We start from the raw sequence: 14,103 nt of genomic DNA, 5'->3' as shown, positions 1-14,103 counted from the left end.
TCTTTGAGGTCGATTTTCGTCTCAGCTCCGGACAGCAGACCACGCGCTTTCCAGGCGCGTCATTCCAATTTTTGCATCGTATCGCTCGTGCAGGCACAGGTCGGCCCGGTTTCGCAAATGCTTTTGCGGAAGCGGTCGTCAAAGGTAGCGGACCTTTGGCACTGGATGCGCGTTACGCCTTCAACCCCGCTGCCGGCATCCGCATCTGGAGAACAAATGGCTTCGACTGCTACTTCCTATAATCCTTCCCGCGACGATTTCGCCGCGATGCTCGATGAGTCCTTTGCAGGCGGCAACCTGCAGGAAAGCTCCGTCATCAAGGGCATTGTTGTTGCGATCGAGAAAGACATGGCCGTCATCGACGTCGGCCTGAAGACCGAGGGCCGCGTGGCTCTCCGCGAATTCAACGGCCCCGGCCGTGAAGCCGACCTCAAGGTCGGCGATGAAGTCGAGGTGTTCCTCGACCGGATCGAGAACGCACTCGGCGAAGCCGTGCTGTCGCGCGACAAGGCGCGCCGCGAGGAAAGCTGGGGCAAGCTCGAGAAGGCCTTCAACAACAACGAGAAGGTTCACGGCGTTATCTTCAATCAGGTCAAGGGTGGCTTCACCGTCGATCTCGACGGCGCTGTCGCCTTCCTGCCGCGCTCGCAGGTCGACATTCGTCCGATCCGCGACGTCGCGCCATTGATGAACAACTCGCAGCCGTTCCAGATTCTCAAGATGGATCGCCGCCGCGGCAACATCGTGGTGTCGCGCCGCACGGTTCTCGAAGAGACCCGCGCCGAACAGCGTCAGGAACTGGTGCAGAACCTCGAAGAAGGTCAGGTCATCGACGGCGTCGTCAAGAACATCACCGACTACGGTGCGTTCGTTGACCTCGGCGGCATCGACGGCCTGCTGCATGTCACCGACATCGCATGGCGCCGCGTCAATCACCCGACCGAAGTTCTGGCCATCGGCCAGACGGTCAAGGTGAAGATCATCAAGATCAACCACGAGACCCACCGTATTTCGCTCGGCATGAAGCAGCTGCTGGACGATCCATGGCAGGGCATCGAGGCGAAGTATCCGCTGAACTCGCGCTTCACCGGACGCGTCACCAACATCACCGACTACGGCGCATTCGTCGAACTGGAGCCGGGCATTGAAGGCCTGATCCACGTCTCCGAAATGTCGTGGACCAAGAAGAACATGCACCCCGGCAAGATCGTTTCGACCTCGCAGGAAGTCGAAGTGCAGGTTCTTGAAGTGGATTCGGCCAAGCGCCGCATCTCGCTCGGCCTCAAGCAGACCATGCGCAATCCGTGGGAAGTCTTCGTCGAGAAGTATCCCGTCGGCGCCACTGTCGAAGGCGAAGTCAAGAACAAGACCGAGTTCGGTCTGTTCCTGGGCCTCGACGGCGAAGTGGACGGCATGGTCCATCTGTCCGACCTCGACTGGAAACAGCCGGGCGAACAGGTCATCGACAACTTCAAGAAGGGCGACATGGTCAAGGCCATCGTCCTCGATGTGGATGTCGAGAAGGAGCGTATCTCGCTCGGCGTGAAGCAGCTCGAGGGCGACCCGTTCGCAGAACCAGGCGACGTCAAGAAGGGTGCCGTCGTGACCTGCGAGATCATCGAGGTGAAGGAAGCCGGTATCGAAGTTCAGATCACCGGCACCGACTTCACCACCTTCATCAAGCGTTCTGAACTCGCCCGCGATCGCGGCGACCAGCGCGCCGAGCGCTTCGCTGTCGGCGAAAAGGTTGACGCCCGCGTCATCCAGTTCGACAAGAAGGCCCGCAAGGTGCAGGTCTCGATCAAGGCGCTTGAAGTCGCTGAAGAGAAGGAAGCCATCGCGCAGTACGGATCTTCGGATTCGGGTGCGACGCTGGGCGACATTCTCGGCAACGCGCTCAAGAAGCGCGACAAGTAAGCGCCTCGTCGCTTGAACCAATCAGGGCTCCGGAATTTCCGGGGCCCTTTTTGTTTGTGAGTGCCGAGTCAATGGATTTGATCGCCGTCATTGCGGGGAGCGTTTGCGACGAAGCAATCCAATCTAAAGCTGGATTGCTTCGCTTCGCTCGCAATGACGAGCCAGCACGGGTTATTCGCCGGAACTTATCAGCTCTGGAACAGTCGCTTCGTCGCCGTTCCATCCGCATGCGCGCAGCCGCTCATGCAGATGGGCGGGCGCGGGCGCGACCACGCGCACCGGCGGTTTGTTTTTCGACAGCGGGATGACGATTTCACGTGCGTGCAGATGCAGCGTCGGTTCGCCGAACCGCGGTCCGTTGCCGTAGATGTTATCGCCGACGATCGGCCAGCCGCTCGCGGCGGCATGGACGCGCAGCTGATGGGTACGGCCGGTGATCGGTTCCATCGCAAGCCATGTGAGGCCGTCACCGCGACCGAGCACTTTCCATTTGCTCAGTGACGGAAATCCGTTCGGGTCCGGCTTCTGCCACCAGCCGCGCTCTGCGTCCAAACGTCCCAGCGGAATGTCGATTTCGCCCTCGTCCGCCGCAGGGCCGCCTTCGACCACCGCCCAGTAGGTCTTGGAAATCTTGCCGTGCTTGAACAGCAGGCCGAGCGAGGCCGTCGCCTTGCGATGGCGTCCCAGCACAAGACAGCCGGATGTATCGCGGTCGAGACGATGCGCCAGCACCGGCGGGCGCGGCAGGCCGTAGCGCAGCGCGTCGAATGAGGCTTCCAGATTGGGGCCGCCTTTCGGCCCCTTATGCACGGCGATACCGGCCGGCTTATCGATCACCAGCATCAGCCCGTCGCGATGAAGCACGCGGGCCTGCATTTCTTCCGGTGTCGGTTGCGGCGTATCCATTGTTCCTGAACGACTTTCGTTTGCAGCCCGAACCGGGTAACACACCCCCCGCATGAACGACAGTCCGCAGGAACCCAAACAAAGCTGGTGGCGCAGGCTTTCCGCCGGCCTCAAGCGCACGTCCAGTTCGATCGGCGGCGCGGTCGCCGCATTGGTGACCAAGCGCAAGCTCGACCGCGCCATGCTCGATGACATCGAGGATGTGCTGCTGCGTGCGGATCTGGGAACCGAAGTCGCGGCGCGCATCGCGGAAGCCGTCGGCAAGGGACGCTACGACAAGGACGTGTCGGCGGACGATGTCACCGCGATTGTCGCAACCGAAGTCGAGAAGGTGCTCGGCCCGGTGGCGAAGCCGCTGGAAATCGATACGGCGCAAAAGCCGTTCGTCATTCTCGTGGTGGGCGTCAACGGCTCCGGCAAGACCACCACCATCGGCAAGCTCGCATCGAAGCTGACGGCAGAAGGCCGCAAGGTGATGCTGGCCGCGGGCGATACCTTCCGCGCCGCCGCCATCGAGCAGTTGAAGGTGTGGGGCGAACGCAACAAGGTTCCGGTGGTGGCGCGTGCGCAGGGATCGGATTCGGCGAGCCTTGCCTTCGAGGCGGTCGAGGCCGCGAAGGCGGCCGACATGGATGTGCTGCTGATCGACACCGCCGGGCGCTTGCAGAACAAGACCGAGCTGATGGTCGAGCTTGAGAAAGTGCGCCGCGTGATCGGCAAGGTCGATGCCTCCGCGCCGCACGCGGTGTTGCTGGTGCTAGATGCCACTGTCGGACAGAACGCGCTGTCGCAGGTCGAGGCATTTCACAAAACCGCAGGCGTCACCGGGCTGGTGATGACCAAGCTCGACGGCACCGCGCGCGGCGGCATCCTCGTGGCGCTGTCGGAGAAATACAAGTTGCCGGTGCATTTCATCGGCGTTGGCGAGGGGATCGACGATCTCGCGCCGTTCACCGCGCGCGATTTCGCGCGCGCGATTGCAGGACAGGACACCTGATGGCTGCCACCGACAAGCCCGCGCCGCACCCGCTGTTCAAGCTCGCGACCGAGCTCGGCCCGCTGGTGATCTTCTTTGGAGCGAATGCGAAGTTCGGGCTGTTCGTCGCCACCGGCGCCTTCATGGTCGCCATCGTGGCGGCCATCGTCGCGTCCTATGTGGTGACGCGGCATGTGCCGATGATGGCCATCGTCACGGCGGTGATCGTGCTGGTGTTCGGCGGATTGACGTTGTTCTTTCACGACGAGACCTTCATCAAGATCAAGCCGACCATCATCTACGCGCTGTTCGCGGCGACACTCGGGATCGGATTGCTGCTCGGGCGTTCGTTCATCGCGATCATGTTCGACCAGATGTTTAATTTGACGCCGGAAGGCTGGCGGCTGCTGACCATCCGCTGGGCGATCTTTTTCGCCGGCATGGCGGTGCTGAATGAAATCATCTGGCGCACCCAGACCACGGATTTCTGGGTGTCGTTCAAGGCGTTCGGCGTGATCCCGATCACCGCAATCTTCGCGATGCTTCAGACCTCGCTGATCAAGCGCTACGGGATCGAGCCGGCAACGGATGCTGCGAGCGACGCCGAGCGCGGCGACATTACCAAAGGCTAGGCGCAAAAAACGCACCGGCGCGGAGCGCCGATGCGTTTCTGAAGAACTCAAATCGCAGAGACAGAATTACTTCTGCTTTGCGATGATCTTGTCCTTGATCTCGGCATAGGTCTTCTCGGGCACGATCTTCTTCTGCACGAGTTCGTCCTTGCCCTTGTACGGGCGGCCCTTGATGATCGCGGCCGAGTAGGCGTCGCCGATGCCCTTGAGCGCCTTGAGCTGATCCGCCGACGCCGAGTTGATGTCGAGCAGTTCGGTCTTGGTATCGGCCTTCGCCGCTGGCGCCGCCTTGGTGTCGGCTTTCGCCGCCGGAGCGGGGGCCATCTTCGAGTCGGCCTTGGGCGCGGTGGCGGCGGGCGGAGGCGCCATCTTGCCGCCGGTTGCAGGCTGTGTCGCCTGGGCGAACGACGGCGACGCACTCAGCAGGCCGGCAGCGAGCATGGCCGCAGTCAACGAAGCAAATTTAGAAAAACGCATGGGTTGTCCCTCCAGGACGATGTTTGCAACACAAGGAGGTTATGTTCGAATTCGTGGCTGCGCCATGGCTGTCAAATGAACGGCAGATAAAAGCGCATAATTATTTTTGATGCGCCGCCGCGAGAATAGTTAACGCAGCGCCTTGTCGATTTCGGCCTTCAGCACGCGGTCGATGTTCTCGGGCGTGATCGGCCCGATCAGCTTGTAGGCGATGGCCCCGTCGCGGCCGACCACGAAGGTTTCCGGCACGCCATAGACCCCCCACTCGATCGAGGCGCGGCCATTGGCGTCGACGCCGACTGCGCTGAACGGATTGCCGTAGCGTCCGAGGAAGCGGCGGGCGTTGTCCTGGGTGTCCTTGTAGTTGATGCCGATCACGCGAATCCGCTTGTCCTGCGCGAGCTGCACCAGCAGCGGCGCTTCGTCGTGACACGGCACGCACCATGATGCCCAGACATTCACGACGCTGACCGCGCCCTTGAATGCGGCGGGGTCAAGCCCCGGGATTTGCGCGCCGTTGGCGACGAGTCCGTCCAGCGGCGGAAGTTTCGTCTGCGGCGCCGGGCGGCCGATCAGCGCCGACGGGATGCGCGCCGGGTCACCGGCGCCGAGCCTGAACCAGAACAATCCGGCCAGCACGGCAAAGGCGATCAACGGCAGCGCCACCAGCCAGGACCGGCGCTGCTGGCGGCCTTGTGAGCGACGTTGCGGCCGCGCTGCGCCGTTCTCGCTCATGATGGCTTGCCGGGATTTTGCGCCGAGCGCCGCGTCACGCCGCGGGCTTCGAGATCGCGCAAGGCGCGCTGCTGGTTTTGATAGTCGAATGCGATCCAGAGGATCAGCACTGCGATCACAAGACCTGCGAGCAGGTACGAGGTGACGATGAAGGAGGCGTAGGGACCGAGCGACATCGGGTTACGCCGCCTGCTTGCTGGCTTGCATCATCTGCAAGCTGCGCACCCGCCGCCGCAGCACTTCGTTGCGCATCGCGGCCAGATGCAGCGTCAGGAACAGCAGCGAAAATCCGATCGCCATGACGAGCAGCGGAATCAGAAACGCGCGGTCCATGGTCGGCCCGCCGGCGCGGATCACCGATGCGCCCTGATGCAATGTATTCCACCAGTCGACGGAGAATTTGATGATCGGAATGTTGATCGCGCCGACCAGCGTCAGGATCGCGGCGGCCCGCGCCGCGCGCGACGGATCTTCCACCGCGCGCCACAGCGCCATGATGCCGAGATACATCAGAAACAGAATCAGCACCGATGTCAGCCGCGCGTCCCATTCCCAATAGGTGCCCCACATCGGGCGGCCCCACAGCGAGCCGGTCACGAGCGCGAGAAACGTGAAGGATGCGCCGAGCGGTGCCGCGGCCTTCGCAGCGACGTCCGCCAGTGGATGCCGCCACACCAGCGTGCCGAGCGCGGCCACGCTCATCACGCCCCAGACGAACATCGACAGCCACGCGTTCGGCACGTGGATGAACATGATCTTCACGGTTGCGCCCTGCTGGTAGTCGTCGGGCGCCAGCGCGGACAGATAAAGTCCGGCCGCGAGCAGGATCACGGTTGTGGCGGCAAGCCACGGCAGCACGCGCGTGGTGAGCGCAAGGAACCGCGTCGGATTGGCAAGGTCGATAAGGCTCATGATGGTCCTGATAAAGGCCGCGCGCGCGGGAGGCAATGCGCGCAAGCCGCGGCGCGCAGCGTTTCCGTGAGAATTGATCGGGCGTGTTGCCGCATCAGTCGAGCCCTTGCCGCAGGCTGGCCGCCGCCGCAAACGGCCCGACCACAAAGCTTATAAGCGACAGTGCGCACAGGATCGAAAACGGCGTGCCGAACGAGACCGGCCCGTCGATGGCGGCGTTCGAGGCGGCAACACCGAAAATCAGCACAGGAATCGAGAGCGGCAGCACCACCACGGCGAGCAGCAAGCCGCCACGCCGCAGCGTCACCGCAAGCGCCGCGCCGATCATGCCGGTGAATGTCAGCGCGGGCGTGCCGGCCAGCAGCGTCAAGGCCACCGCGAATGTCGATGCCGCGTCGAGGTTGAGCAGAATCCCGATGACGGGCGTCGCCACGATCAGCGGCACGCCTGCGGCCAGCCAGTGCGCCAGCGCTTTCGCCGCGCACGTCAGTTCCAGCGGCGTGCGGCTCATGGCGATCACATCGAGCGAGCCGTCATCCTGATCGGCGGTGAACAGCCGGTCGAGAGTCAGGAGGCTTGCGAGCATCGCACCGAGCCAGAGGATGGCGGGGCCGATGCGCTTGAGCAGCGCAAGGTCCGGCCCGAGCGCGAACGGCATCACCACAACGACGCTGAGAAAAAACAGCACGCCGATCAGCGCGCCGCCACCGGCGCGCAGGGCGACCTTGAGGTCACGGCAAATGAGAGCGGCGAGCGCGGTCACGCATCACCGCCGATTCGCAATTCCTGCGCGGAAATTCCAAGCGGGCCATGGGTCGCGGCGAGAATGATTCCACCGTCGGCCAGATGATCCGCCATCAGGGCGGCGACCATGGTTTGACCTTTGGCGTCGAGCGCCGATGTGGGCTCGTCGAGCAGCCAGACCGGCCGCCTGACGGCGAGCAGCCTTGCGATCGAGAGCCGCCGCCGCTGGCCGGCCGAGAGAAAGCCGGCGGGCAGGTGAATGGCATGAGCGAGACCCACCGCCGCGAGGCTGTCCGTTGCATCGGCGGCGTCTCCGCCGAGAAACGCCCGCCAGAATTCCAGATTCTCGAGCACCGAGAGCGAGGGCTTCATCGCGTCGCGATGGCCGAGATAGTGCGCCTGCTCCGGGAGGGTCAGGTCTGTTTCGGGGCTTTGAAGCGCGATCGTGCCGCTTGCGGCGGGCAGCAGCCCCGCGATCATGCGCAGCAAGGAGGATTTTCCTGCCCCGTTGACGCCGGTCACGGCCAGCGCCTGTCCTGCGGAGACCTCAAAATCGAGAGCGGAGAAGATATTTCTCCCGCCCCTGACGCACCCCAGACCGTGACCCGCAAGTCTCATGATGGATTGACCGATGGCCTTTGGCAGGGAGCCGTTGTTCCGGTTGTCGCGCGCATAATTGGCAGACAATCCATAGCGGGTGTGGTGTACAGACTGGAAAGATTCTATAAAACCGGAACTTGGTGCAGCACACAATCAGCCGCCGGAAGCAGCACGGTCAGCCCTGATTCTCCCCGCGTCCGACGGTGTTTCGATACCTTTTTGCCGGTATCTTCAACTCCTGAACTGGGACCGTTCATATGCCCTCACTCGACAGCTTCAAATGCCAGAAAACCCTCAAGGTCGGCGGCAAGACCTACGTCTATTACAGCCTGCCTGCCGCTGAAAAGAACGGCCTCAAGGGCATTTCGAAGCTGCCTTACTCGATGAAGGTGCTGCTCGAGAACATGCTGCGCAACGAGGACGATCGCACGGTCAAGAAGGCCGACATCGTCGCGTTCTCGCAGTGGGCGAGAAAGAAAACCCTCGAACACGAAATCGCATTCCGCCCCGCGCGCGTGCTGATGCAGGACTTCACCGGCGTGCCGGCGGTGGTCGATCTCGCCGCGATGCGCAACGCCATGAAGGCGCTCGGCGGCGATGCCGAAAAGATCAATCCGCTGGTGCCCGTCGATCTCGTGATCGATCACTCGGTGATCGTGAACTTCTTCGGCGACAACAAGGCGTTCGGCAAGAACGTCGCGGAAGAGTACAAGCAGAACCAGGAGCGCTACGAATTCCTGAAGTGGGGCCAGAAGGCGTTCTCGAACTTCTCGGTCGTGCCGCCCGGCACCGGCATCTGCCATCAGGTCAATCTCGAATATCTCGCGCAGACCGTCTGGACCCGCAAGGAGAAGCTGACGGTCGGCAAGAAGAAGGGCACGTTCGAAGTCGCCTATCCGGATTCGCTGGTCGGCACCGACTCGCACACCACCATGGTCAACGGCCTTGCCGTGCTCGGCTGGGGCGTCGGCGGCATCGAGGCGGAAGCCTGCATGCTCGGTCAACCGCTCTCCATGCTGCTGCCGGATGTTGTCGGCTTCAAGCTCAAGGGCCAGCTCAAGGAAGGCGTCACCGCCACCGATCTCGTGCTGACGGTCACCCAGATGCTGCGCAAGCAGGGTGTGGTCGGCAAGTTCGTCGAGTTCTTCGGCGCCGGTCTGGATTCGATGTCGGTCGCCGACAAGGCGACCATCGCCAACATGGCGCCGGAATACGGCGCGACCTGCGGCTTCTTCCCGGTCGACAAGTCGGCGCTGGATTATCTCAAGACCTCGGGCCGCAAGGCTGCGCGCGTCGCGCTGGTCGAGAAGTACGCCAAGGCGCAGGGCCTGTTCCGCACCTCGGCTTCACCCGATCCGGTATTCACCGAATTGCTGACGCTCGATCTCGGCGACGTCGTGCCGTCGCTCGCCGGCCCGAAGCGTCCCGAGGGCCGCGTGGCCCTGCCGGGCGTCGCGGAAGGTTTCGCCGCGGCGATGGCGTCGGATTACAAGAAAGCACTGGACGGCACGCGTTACTCGGTCGAAGGCCGCAACTTCGATCTCGGCCATGGTGACGTGGTGATCGCCGCCATCACCTCCTGCACCAACACCTCGAACCCGAACGTGCTGATCGGCGCGGGCCTTCTCGCCCGCAACGCAGCCGCCAAGGGTCTGACCGCGAAGCCGTGGGTGAAGACCTCGCTCGCGCCGGGCAGTCAGGTGGTCGCCGAGTATCTGGCGAATTCCGGATTGCAGAAGGATCTCGACAAGGTCGGTTTCAATCTCGTCGGCTTCGGCTGCACCACCTGCATCGGCAATTCGGGACCGCTGCCGGAGGAAATTTCCAAGGCGATCAACGACAACGGCATCATTGGTGCAGCCGTATTGTCGGGCAACCGCAACTTCGAAGGGCGCGTGTCGCCGGACGTGCAGGCGAACTATCTCGCGTCGCCGCCGCTGGTCGTGGCCTATGCGCTGGCCGGCAGCGTCAACATCAATCTGGCCAAGGAGCCGCTCGGCACCGGCCGAGACGGCAAGCCGGTGTACCTGAAGGACATCTGGCCGACCTCGAAGGAGATCAACGCCACGATCAAGAAGTTCGTGACCTCCACGATCTTCAAGAAGAAGTATGCCGACGTGTTCAAGGGCGACACCAACTGGCGCAAGATCAAGACCGTGACCAGCGACACCTACGCCTGGAACATGAGCTCGACCTACGTGCAGAACCCGCCGTACTTCGAAGGCATGAAGATGGAGCCCGAGCCCATTGCCGACGTTCTCGATGCGCGCATCCTTGCGATGTTCGGCGACAAGATCACCACCGACCACATCTCGCCGGCCGGTGCGATCAAGCTGACCTCGCCCGCCGGCAAGTATCTGTCGGAGCATCAGGTGCGGCCCGCCGACTTCAACCAGTACGGCACGCGGCGCGGCAACCACGAAGTGATGATGCGCGGCACCTTCGCCAACATCCGCATCAAGAACTTCATGCTGAAGGGCGCGGATGGCAACGTCCCGGAGGGCGGTCTCACCAAGCACTGGCCCGACGGCGAACAGATGTCGATCTACGATGCGGCGATGAAGTATCAGGCCGAACAGGTGCCGCTCGTGGTGTTCGCGGGCGCCGAATACGGCAACGGTTCGTCGCGCGACTGGGCCGCGAAGGGCACGCGCCTGCTCGGCGTGCGCGCGGTGATCACCCAGAGCTTCGAGCGCATCCACCGCTCCAACCTCGTCGGCATGGGCGTGCTGCCGCTGACCTTCGAGGACGGCGCATCATGGCAGTCGCTCGGTCTGAAGGGCGATGAAAAGGTCACGATTCGCGGCCTGCAGGGCGATCTCAAGCCGCGCCAAAAGTTAACGGCGGAGATCGTGTCCGGCGATGGCTCGGTGAAGCGAATCTCGCTGCTGTGCCGCATCGACACGCTCGATGAGCTTGAATACTACCGAAACGGCGGCATTCTTCACTATGTGCTGCGTAAGCTGGCCGCGTGACGCGCGGCCTGAAAACGCATCCGTGAACAGGCTCACTGCGAAGTGAGTGGCGAGCGCACAGGGGGCGGCCTATCAATGGGCCGCCTTCTTGCTGATGAAAAGGCATGATGAAAGGCATCATACATCGTGGGGACAGGCGTGATGTCTGATTTACCAACATCGAAAACGGCAGCAGCCGGCACCCTCGCAGCGCGGCTGTCGCGCACGCTCGGCGTCTGCGCGATCTTCACCGTCATCACTCCGGTGTGCGCCGATCCGCGCGCGGTGGTCGAGCTCTTTACCTCGCAGGGTTGTTCGTCGTGCCCCCCGGCTGACAAGGTTCTCGGTGAACTCGCGCAGGATCCGACCGTGATCGCACTCAGCCTGCCGATCGACTACTGGGACTATCTCGGCTGGAAGGACACGCTGGCGGATTCGCGCTTCAGCGCCCGCCAGAAGGCTTACTCGCAGATGCGTGGCGACCGCGGCGTCTACACACCGCAAGCCGTCGTCAACGGGACGACCAATGTTCTCGGCAGCGACCGAGCCGGAATCGAGAGTGCAGCGAATCGCACGCAGAGCGCCTCGGGTGTGATGTCCGTGCCGGTGAAGATGACGACATCGGGCGGGCAGATCAAAGTCTCGGTGGCCGATGCCGGCGGCAAAAGCGGCGAGATCTGGATCTGCGCGGTGTCGAAGGCGGTGCCGATCACCATCTCGCGCGGCGAGAATCGCGGGCAGCAGGTCACGTATCACAACGTGGTGCGCAACATGCTGAAGGTCGGAGACTGGAACGGCAAGGCCGGAAGCTGGACCGTGCCGCTTGAAAACATCAGCCGCGACGGCATCGATGCGGCGGTGGTTTACGTTCAGGACGGCAATCGCGACAAGCCCGGTCCGATGCTGGGCGCGGCCTTTACGTCGCTGAACTGATTTCAGTCTGCAATCTCAAAACTCTTGAGAGCGCGTCTTGTTGATGTGACGAGCCGCAGGCGCGTGCCGGGATTCGGGTGTTGCACACTCGCGCATCTTGCAACTTGAGCGACCGCATCTCCTGAAACAAAAACGGCCAGCTTGCGCTGACCGGAAGATTTGGGGTCGACATTTACTGCAGGGAGTTAGACCCGATCCTGACGACCCCGGGGGGCTGGGGGCTGAGGAATCCGGTGCCGAAAGGACCGGGTCAACGCAGTTTCGTTTTTATCGTTGCCCAGCGCGGCGGCGAATTGACCGAATTCAGGCGGCATTATGATTTCGACTAACGTCAGCGTGATGCGGAATTGCCGCATGATCAGGCATCGGGGAGACCCGAAATCCCGCTTGCAGCGGCCGCCGGACAGGGCGATCATGTCATCCAAGTGACATGGGAGGCGCCGATGAGTTCTGTGTCGGGCGACAAGGATCCAAGCGAGAGCCGGGGGCCGGAGCGCAGCACGGCGCCGCTCCCGCCTCAAAGCGTCACCTTCAACCGTGCCGAACTTAATCGCATTCTCAATCTGTACGGGCGCATGGTCGCCGACGGCGAATGGCGCGACTACGCCATCGACTTTCTGAAAGACCGCGCGGTGTTCTCGATTTTCCGCCGCGCCTCGGAAGTCCCGATCTATCGAATCGAGAAAGACCCCCGTCTGGCCCGCAAGCAAGGCGTCTACAGCGTGATTGCAGCCAGCGGTCAGATCCTCCGCCGTGGCCACGACCTCGAGCGGGTGCTGCTGGTGATCGACCGCAAGCTGGCGCTGGTCTAGCTCTCTGGAAGTGTCGCGCCGCCGCCGCCGAGCGCGCGCTGCATCATCACCGTGTCGAGCCAGCGGCCGAACTTGAATCCGACATTCGGATGCGTGCCGATCATCTCGAAGCCCGCGCGGGCATGAACGCCGATCGAGGCGGCGTTGGCGGAATCGCCGATCACCGCGATCATCTGCCGGTAGCCGCGTTGTTCGGATGCCGTAATCAGATCTTGCATGAGCCGTGATCCGATCCGCCGCCCCTGTGCCGCGGGATCGAGGTACACGGAGTTCTCGACTGTAAAGCGATAGGCCGGACGCGGCCTGTATGGTCCGGCATAGGCATAGCCGACAACGACATCCTCCATGATCGCCACCAGATACGGGAAACCGCCTGCCGTCAGCGCCTCAAAGCGCCGCGTCATTTCGTTGAGATCGGGAGGCTCGAGTTCGAAGGTCGCGGTGCCGTGAAGGACCGCGTGCCTGTAAATCGCCGTGATGGCGGGAAGGTCGGTGGCTGCGGCCGCTCTGATGTGAACCTGGGGCATGGCTTGCCGGAACTGTTTCGGCGTCTCGCATAACTCAACGATACCCCAAACAAAAGCCCCGGCTTTTGGCCGGGGCTTTCGGAGTTATCGATCAGCCACGATCGGTCTTCAGTCGCGCTGTCCCAGCAGCTGCAGCAGCAGCGTGAACAGGTTGATGAAGTTCAGGTAGAGCGACAGCGCGCCTGTAATCGCGGCCTTATCCGCCACGTCTCCGCCCTGAGCGGCGTAGCCGTAGATGTAGTCGTTCTTCAGGCGCTGGGTATCCCAGGCGGTGAGGCCCGCGAACACCAGCACGCCGACCACCGAGACGATGAACTGCAGCATGGAGCTGGCGAGGAACAGGTTCACCAGGCTCGCGAGGATGATGCCGAACAGGCCCATCATCAGGAACGAACCCATGCCGGTCATGTCACGCTTGGTTGTGTAGCCGTACAGGCTCAGCGCACCGAACGTGGCAGCCGTGATGAAGAACACGCGCACGATCGAGGTGTGCGTGTAGACCAGGAAGATCGACGACAGCGAAATGCCCATCAGCGCTGCGAACACCCAGAACAGAAGCTGGGCGGTTGCCGGCCTGAGGCGATTGATGCCGAACGAAATGGCGAACACCATCACCAGCGGAGCGAGGATGAACACCCACTTCAGGGGGCTCACGAACATCGCGACGCCGAACGACGTCAGGTACTGGTTGCCGATCCGGCCAGCGGCAGCGGTCTGGTCAGGCGTCACCGCACCCATGTACACGCCGAGCGCGGCCAGACCCGTGATGGCCAGGCCGATCGACATGTAGTTGTAGATCTTGAGCATGTACGAGCGCAGACCGGCATCGACGGCGGCGGCGTCAGCGCGCCCGGCGGCCCGGCCGAAGGGAGAAGCGTAGTTGCGGTCCAAGTCCGACATTGTCGAAACCCCGTGTTTGACTGGCGAAAGCGAAGGGTCTGCGCCGCCAGCTATAAGTTCTTCCCAGAGGACCGACTT

15 protein-coding genes are annotated in these 14,103 nt (G+C 62.8%); 6 read left to right on the top strand and 9 right to left on the bottom strand.

The annotated features are described in order from the left end of the window. The first annotated feature begins 216 nt into the window (after positions 1-216). A complete protein-coding gene (gene rpsA, locus AC07UB_RS10530) occupies positions 217-1,917 on the top strand; it encodes a 30S ribosomal protein S1 (protein ID WP_492791511.1) in 1,701 nt (566 codons plus the stop codon). 171 nt (positions 1,918-2,088) lie between these two features. Here rpsA and AC07UB_RS10525 read toward each other — a convergent pair whose 3' ends face one another. After that, entirely contained in the window at positions 2,089-2,823 is a 735-nt protein-coding gene (locus tag AC07UB_RS10525; RefSeq protein WP_492791512.1) for an RluA family pseudouridine synthase, read from the bottom strand. A gap of 52 nt (positions 2,824-2,875) precedes the next feature. Between AC07UB_RS10525 and ftsY the strand changes: the two genes are divergently transcribed. Together ftsY and AC07UB_RS10515 are read left to right on the top strand one after the other, a co-directional pair. Beyond that, positions 2,876-3,820, top strand: a complete 945-nt coding sequence (gene ftsY, locus AC07UB_RS10520) for a signal recognition particle-docking protein FtsY (protein ID WP_492791513.1) — start codon at positions 2,876-2,878, stop codon at positions 3,818-3,820. Then, a complete protein-coding gene (locus tag AC07UB_RS10515) occupies positions 3,820-4,431 on the top strand; it encodes a septation protein A (RefSeq protein ID WP_492791514.1) in 612 nt (203 codons plus the stop codon). The genes ftsY and AC07UB_RS10515 overlap by 1 nt, the downstream gene beginning before the upstream one ends. A 66-nt stretch (positions 4,432-4,497) precedes the next feature. On the opposite strand, the gene AC07UB_RS10510 is transcribed toward AC07UB_RS10515, so the two are convergent. The 6 genes from AC07UB_RS10510 to ccmA form a co-directional block, all read right to left on the bottom strand. Beyond that, positions 4,498-4,908 (bottom strand): ComEA family DNA-binding protein, encoded by a 411-nt coding sequence (locus tag AC07UB_RS10510; RefSeq protein WP_492791515.1) that lies wholly within the window; start codon positions 4,906-4,908, stop codon positions 4,498-4,500. A gap of 129 nt (positions 4,909-5,037) precedes the next feature. Further along, positions 5,038-5,643 carry a DsbE family thiol:disulfide interchange protein gene (locus tag AC07UB_RS10505; protein WP_494652901.1) on the bottom strand — a complete coding sequence of 202 codons (606 nt, stop codon included), beginning with the start codon at positions 5,641-5,643 and terminating at the stop codon, positions 5,038-5,040. Then, a complete protein-coding gene (gene ccmD / locus AC07UB_RS10500) occupies positions 5,640-5,819 on the bottom strand; it encodes a heme exporter protein CcmD (protein WP_492791517.1) in 180 nt (59 codons plus the stop codon). Before ccmD ends, AC07UB_RS10505 begins: the two co-directional genes overlap by 4 nt. A 4-nt stretch (positions 5,820-5,823) precedes the next feature. Then, positions 5,824-6,555 (bottom strand): heme ABC transporter permease, encoded by a 732-nt coding sequence (locus AC07UB_RS10495; RefSeq protein ID WP_494652899.1) that lies wholly within the window; start codon positions 6,553-6,555, stop codon positions 5,824-5,826. A gap of 94 nt (positions 6,556-6,649) precedes the next feature. Beyond that, a complete protein-coding gene (gene ccmB / locus AC07UB_RS10490; RefSeq protein WP_494652898.1) occupies positions 6,650-7,318 on the bottom strand; it encodes a heme exporter protein CcmB in 669 nt (222 codons plus the stop codon). After that, entirely contained in the window at positions 7,315-7,917 is a 603-nt protein-coding gene (ccmA, locus tag AC07UB_RS10485) for a heme ABC exporter ATP-binding protein CcmA (protein WP_494652896.1), read from the bottom strand. Before ccmA ends, ccmB begins: the two co-directional genes overlap by 4 nt. 239 nt (positions 7,918-8,156) lie before the next feature. Here ccmA and acnA point away from each other — a divergent pair, with 239 nt between their 5' ends. From acnA to AC07UB_RS10470, 3 genes are all read left to right on the top strand, one after another. Next, positions 8,157-10,874 carry an aconitate hydratase AcnA gene (gene acnA, locus AC07UB_RS10480; RefSeq protein WP_492791521.1) on the top strand — a complete coding sequence of 906 codons (2,718 nt, stop codon included), beginning with the start codon at positions 8,157-8,159 and terminating at the stop codon, positions 10,872-10,874. Positions 10,875-11,015: 141 nt separating this feature from the next. Beyond that, positions 11,016-11,786 (top strand): DUF1223 domain-containing protein, encoded by a 771-nt coding sequence (locus AC07UB_RS10475; RefSeq protein ID WP_492791522.1) that lies wholly within the window; start codon positions 11,016-11,018, stop codon positions 11,784-11,786. A 443-nt stretch (positions 11,787-12,229) separates the two neighbouring features. Continuing rightward, a complete protein-coding gene (locus AC07UB_RS10470) occupies positions 12,230-12,598 on the top strand; it encodes a DUF2794 domain-containing protein (RefSeq protein ID WP_492791523.1) in 369 nt (122 codons plus the stop codon). Here AC07UB_RS10470 and AC07UB_RS10465 read toward each other — a convergent pair. Then, positions 12,595-13,125 (bottom strand): GNAT family N-acetyltransferase, encoded by a 531-nt coding sequence (locus AC07UB_RS10465; protein ID WP_492791524.1) that lies wholly within the window; start codon positions 13,123-13,125, stop codon positions 12,595-12,597. The two genes, AC07UB_RS10470 and AC07UB_RS10465, sit on opposite strands and share 4 nt — an antisense overlap. Before the next feature lie 108 nt (positions 13,126-13,233). Beyond that, complete coding sequence (locus AC07UB_RS10460; RefSeq protein WP_492791525.1) at positions 13,234-14,025, bottom strand: Bax inhibitor-1/YccA family protein; 792 nt, start codon at positions 14,023-14,025, stop codon at positions 13,234-13,236. Positions 14,026-14,103 lie beyond the last annotated feature (78 nt).

The sequence above is a fragment of the Afipia sp. GW821-FHT04G03 genome (genome assembly GCF_059419985.1).
Note: the sequence above shows the minus strand (reverse complement) of the source record. Positions and strands in the feature narration are given on the sequence as shown.

Bases quoted from the DNA above. Each gene is read 5' to 3' on its own strand.
- rpsA (WP_492791511.1), top strand. From the start codon at position 217: ATGGCTTCGACTGCTACTTCCTATAATCCTTCCCGCGACGATTTCGCC.
- AC07UB_RS10525 (WP_492791512.1), bottom strand. From the start codon at position 2,823: ATGGATACGCCGCAACCGACACCGGAAGAAATGCAGGCCCGCGTGCTT.
- ftsY (WP_492791513.1), top strand. From the start codon at position 2,876: ATGAACGACAGTCCGCAGGAACCCAAACAAAGCTGGTGGCGCAGGCTT.
- AC07UB_RS10515 (WP_492791514.1), top strand. From the start codon at position 3,820: ATGGCTGCCACCGACAAGCCCGCGCCGCACCCGCTGTTCAAGCTCGCG.
- AC07UB_RS10510 (WP_492791515.1), bottom strand. From the start codon at position 4,908: ATGCGTTTTTCTAAATTTGCTTCGTTGACTGCGGCCATGCTCGCTGCC.
- AC07UB_RS10505 (WP_494652901.1), bottom strand. From the start codon at position 5,643: ATGAGCGAGAACGGCGCAGCGCGGCCGCAACGTCGCTCACAAGGCCGC.
- ccmD (WP_492791517.1), bottom strand. From the start codon at position 5,819: ATGTCGCTCGGTCCCTACGCCTCCTTCATCGTCACCTCGTACCTGCTC.
- AC07UB_RS10495 (WP_494652899.1), bottom strand. From the start codon at position 6,555: ATGAGCCTTATCGACCTTGCCAATCCGACGCGGTTCCTTGCGCTCACC.
- ccmA (WP_494652896.1), bottom strand. From the start codon at position 7,917: ATGAGACTTGCGGGTCACGGTCTGGGGTGCGTCAGGGGCGGGAGAAAT.
- acnA (WP_492791521.1), top strand. From the start codon at position 8,157: ATGCCCTCACTCGACAGCTTCAAATGCCAGAAAACCCTCAAGGTCGGC.
- AC07UB_RS10475 (WP_492791522.1), top strand. From the start codon at position 11,016: ATGTCTGATTTACCAACATCGAAAACGGCAGCAGCCGGCACCCTCGCA.
- AC07UB_RS10470 (WP_492791523.1), top strand. From the start codon at position 12,230: ATGAGTTCTGTGTCGGGCGACAAGGATCCAAGCGAGAGCCGGGGGCCG.
- AC07UB_RS10465 (WP_492791524.1), bottom strand. From the start codon at position 13,125: ATGCCCCAGGTTCACATCAGAGCGGCCGCAGCCACCGACCTTCCCGCC.
- AC07UB_RS10460 (WP_492791525.1), bottom strand. From the start codon at position 14,025: ATGTCGGACTTGGACCGCAACTACGCTTCTCCCTTCGGCCGGGCCGCC.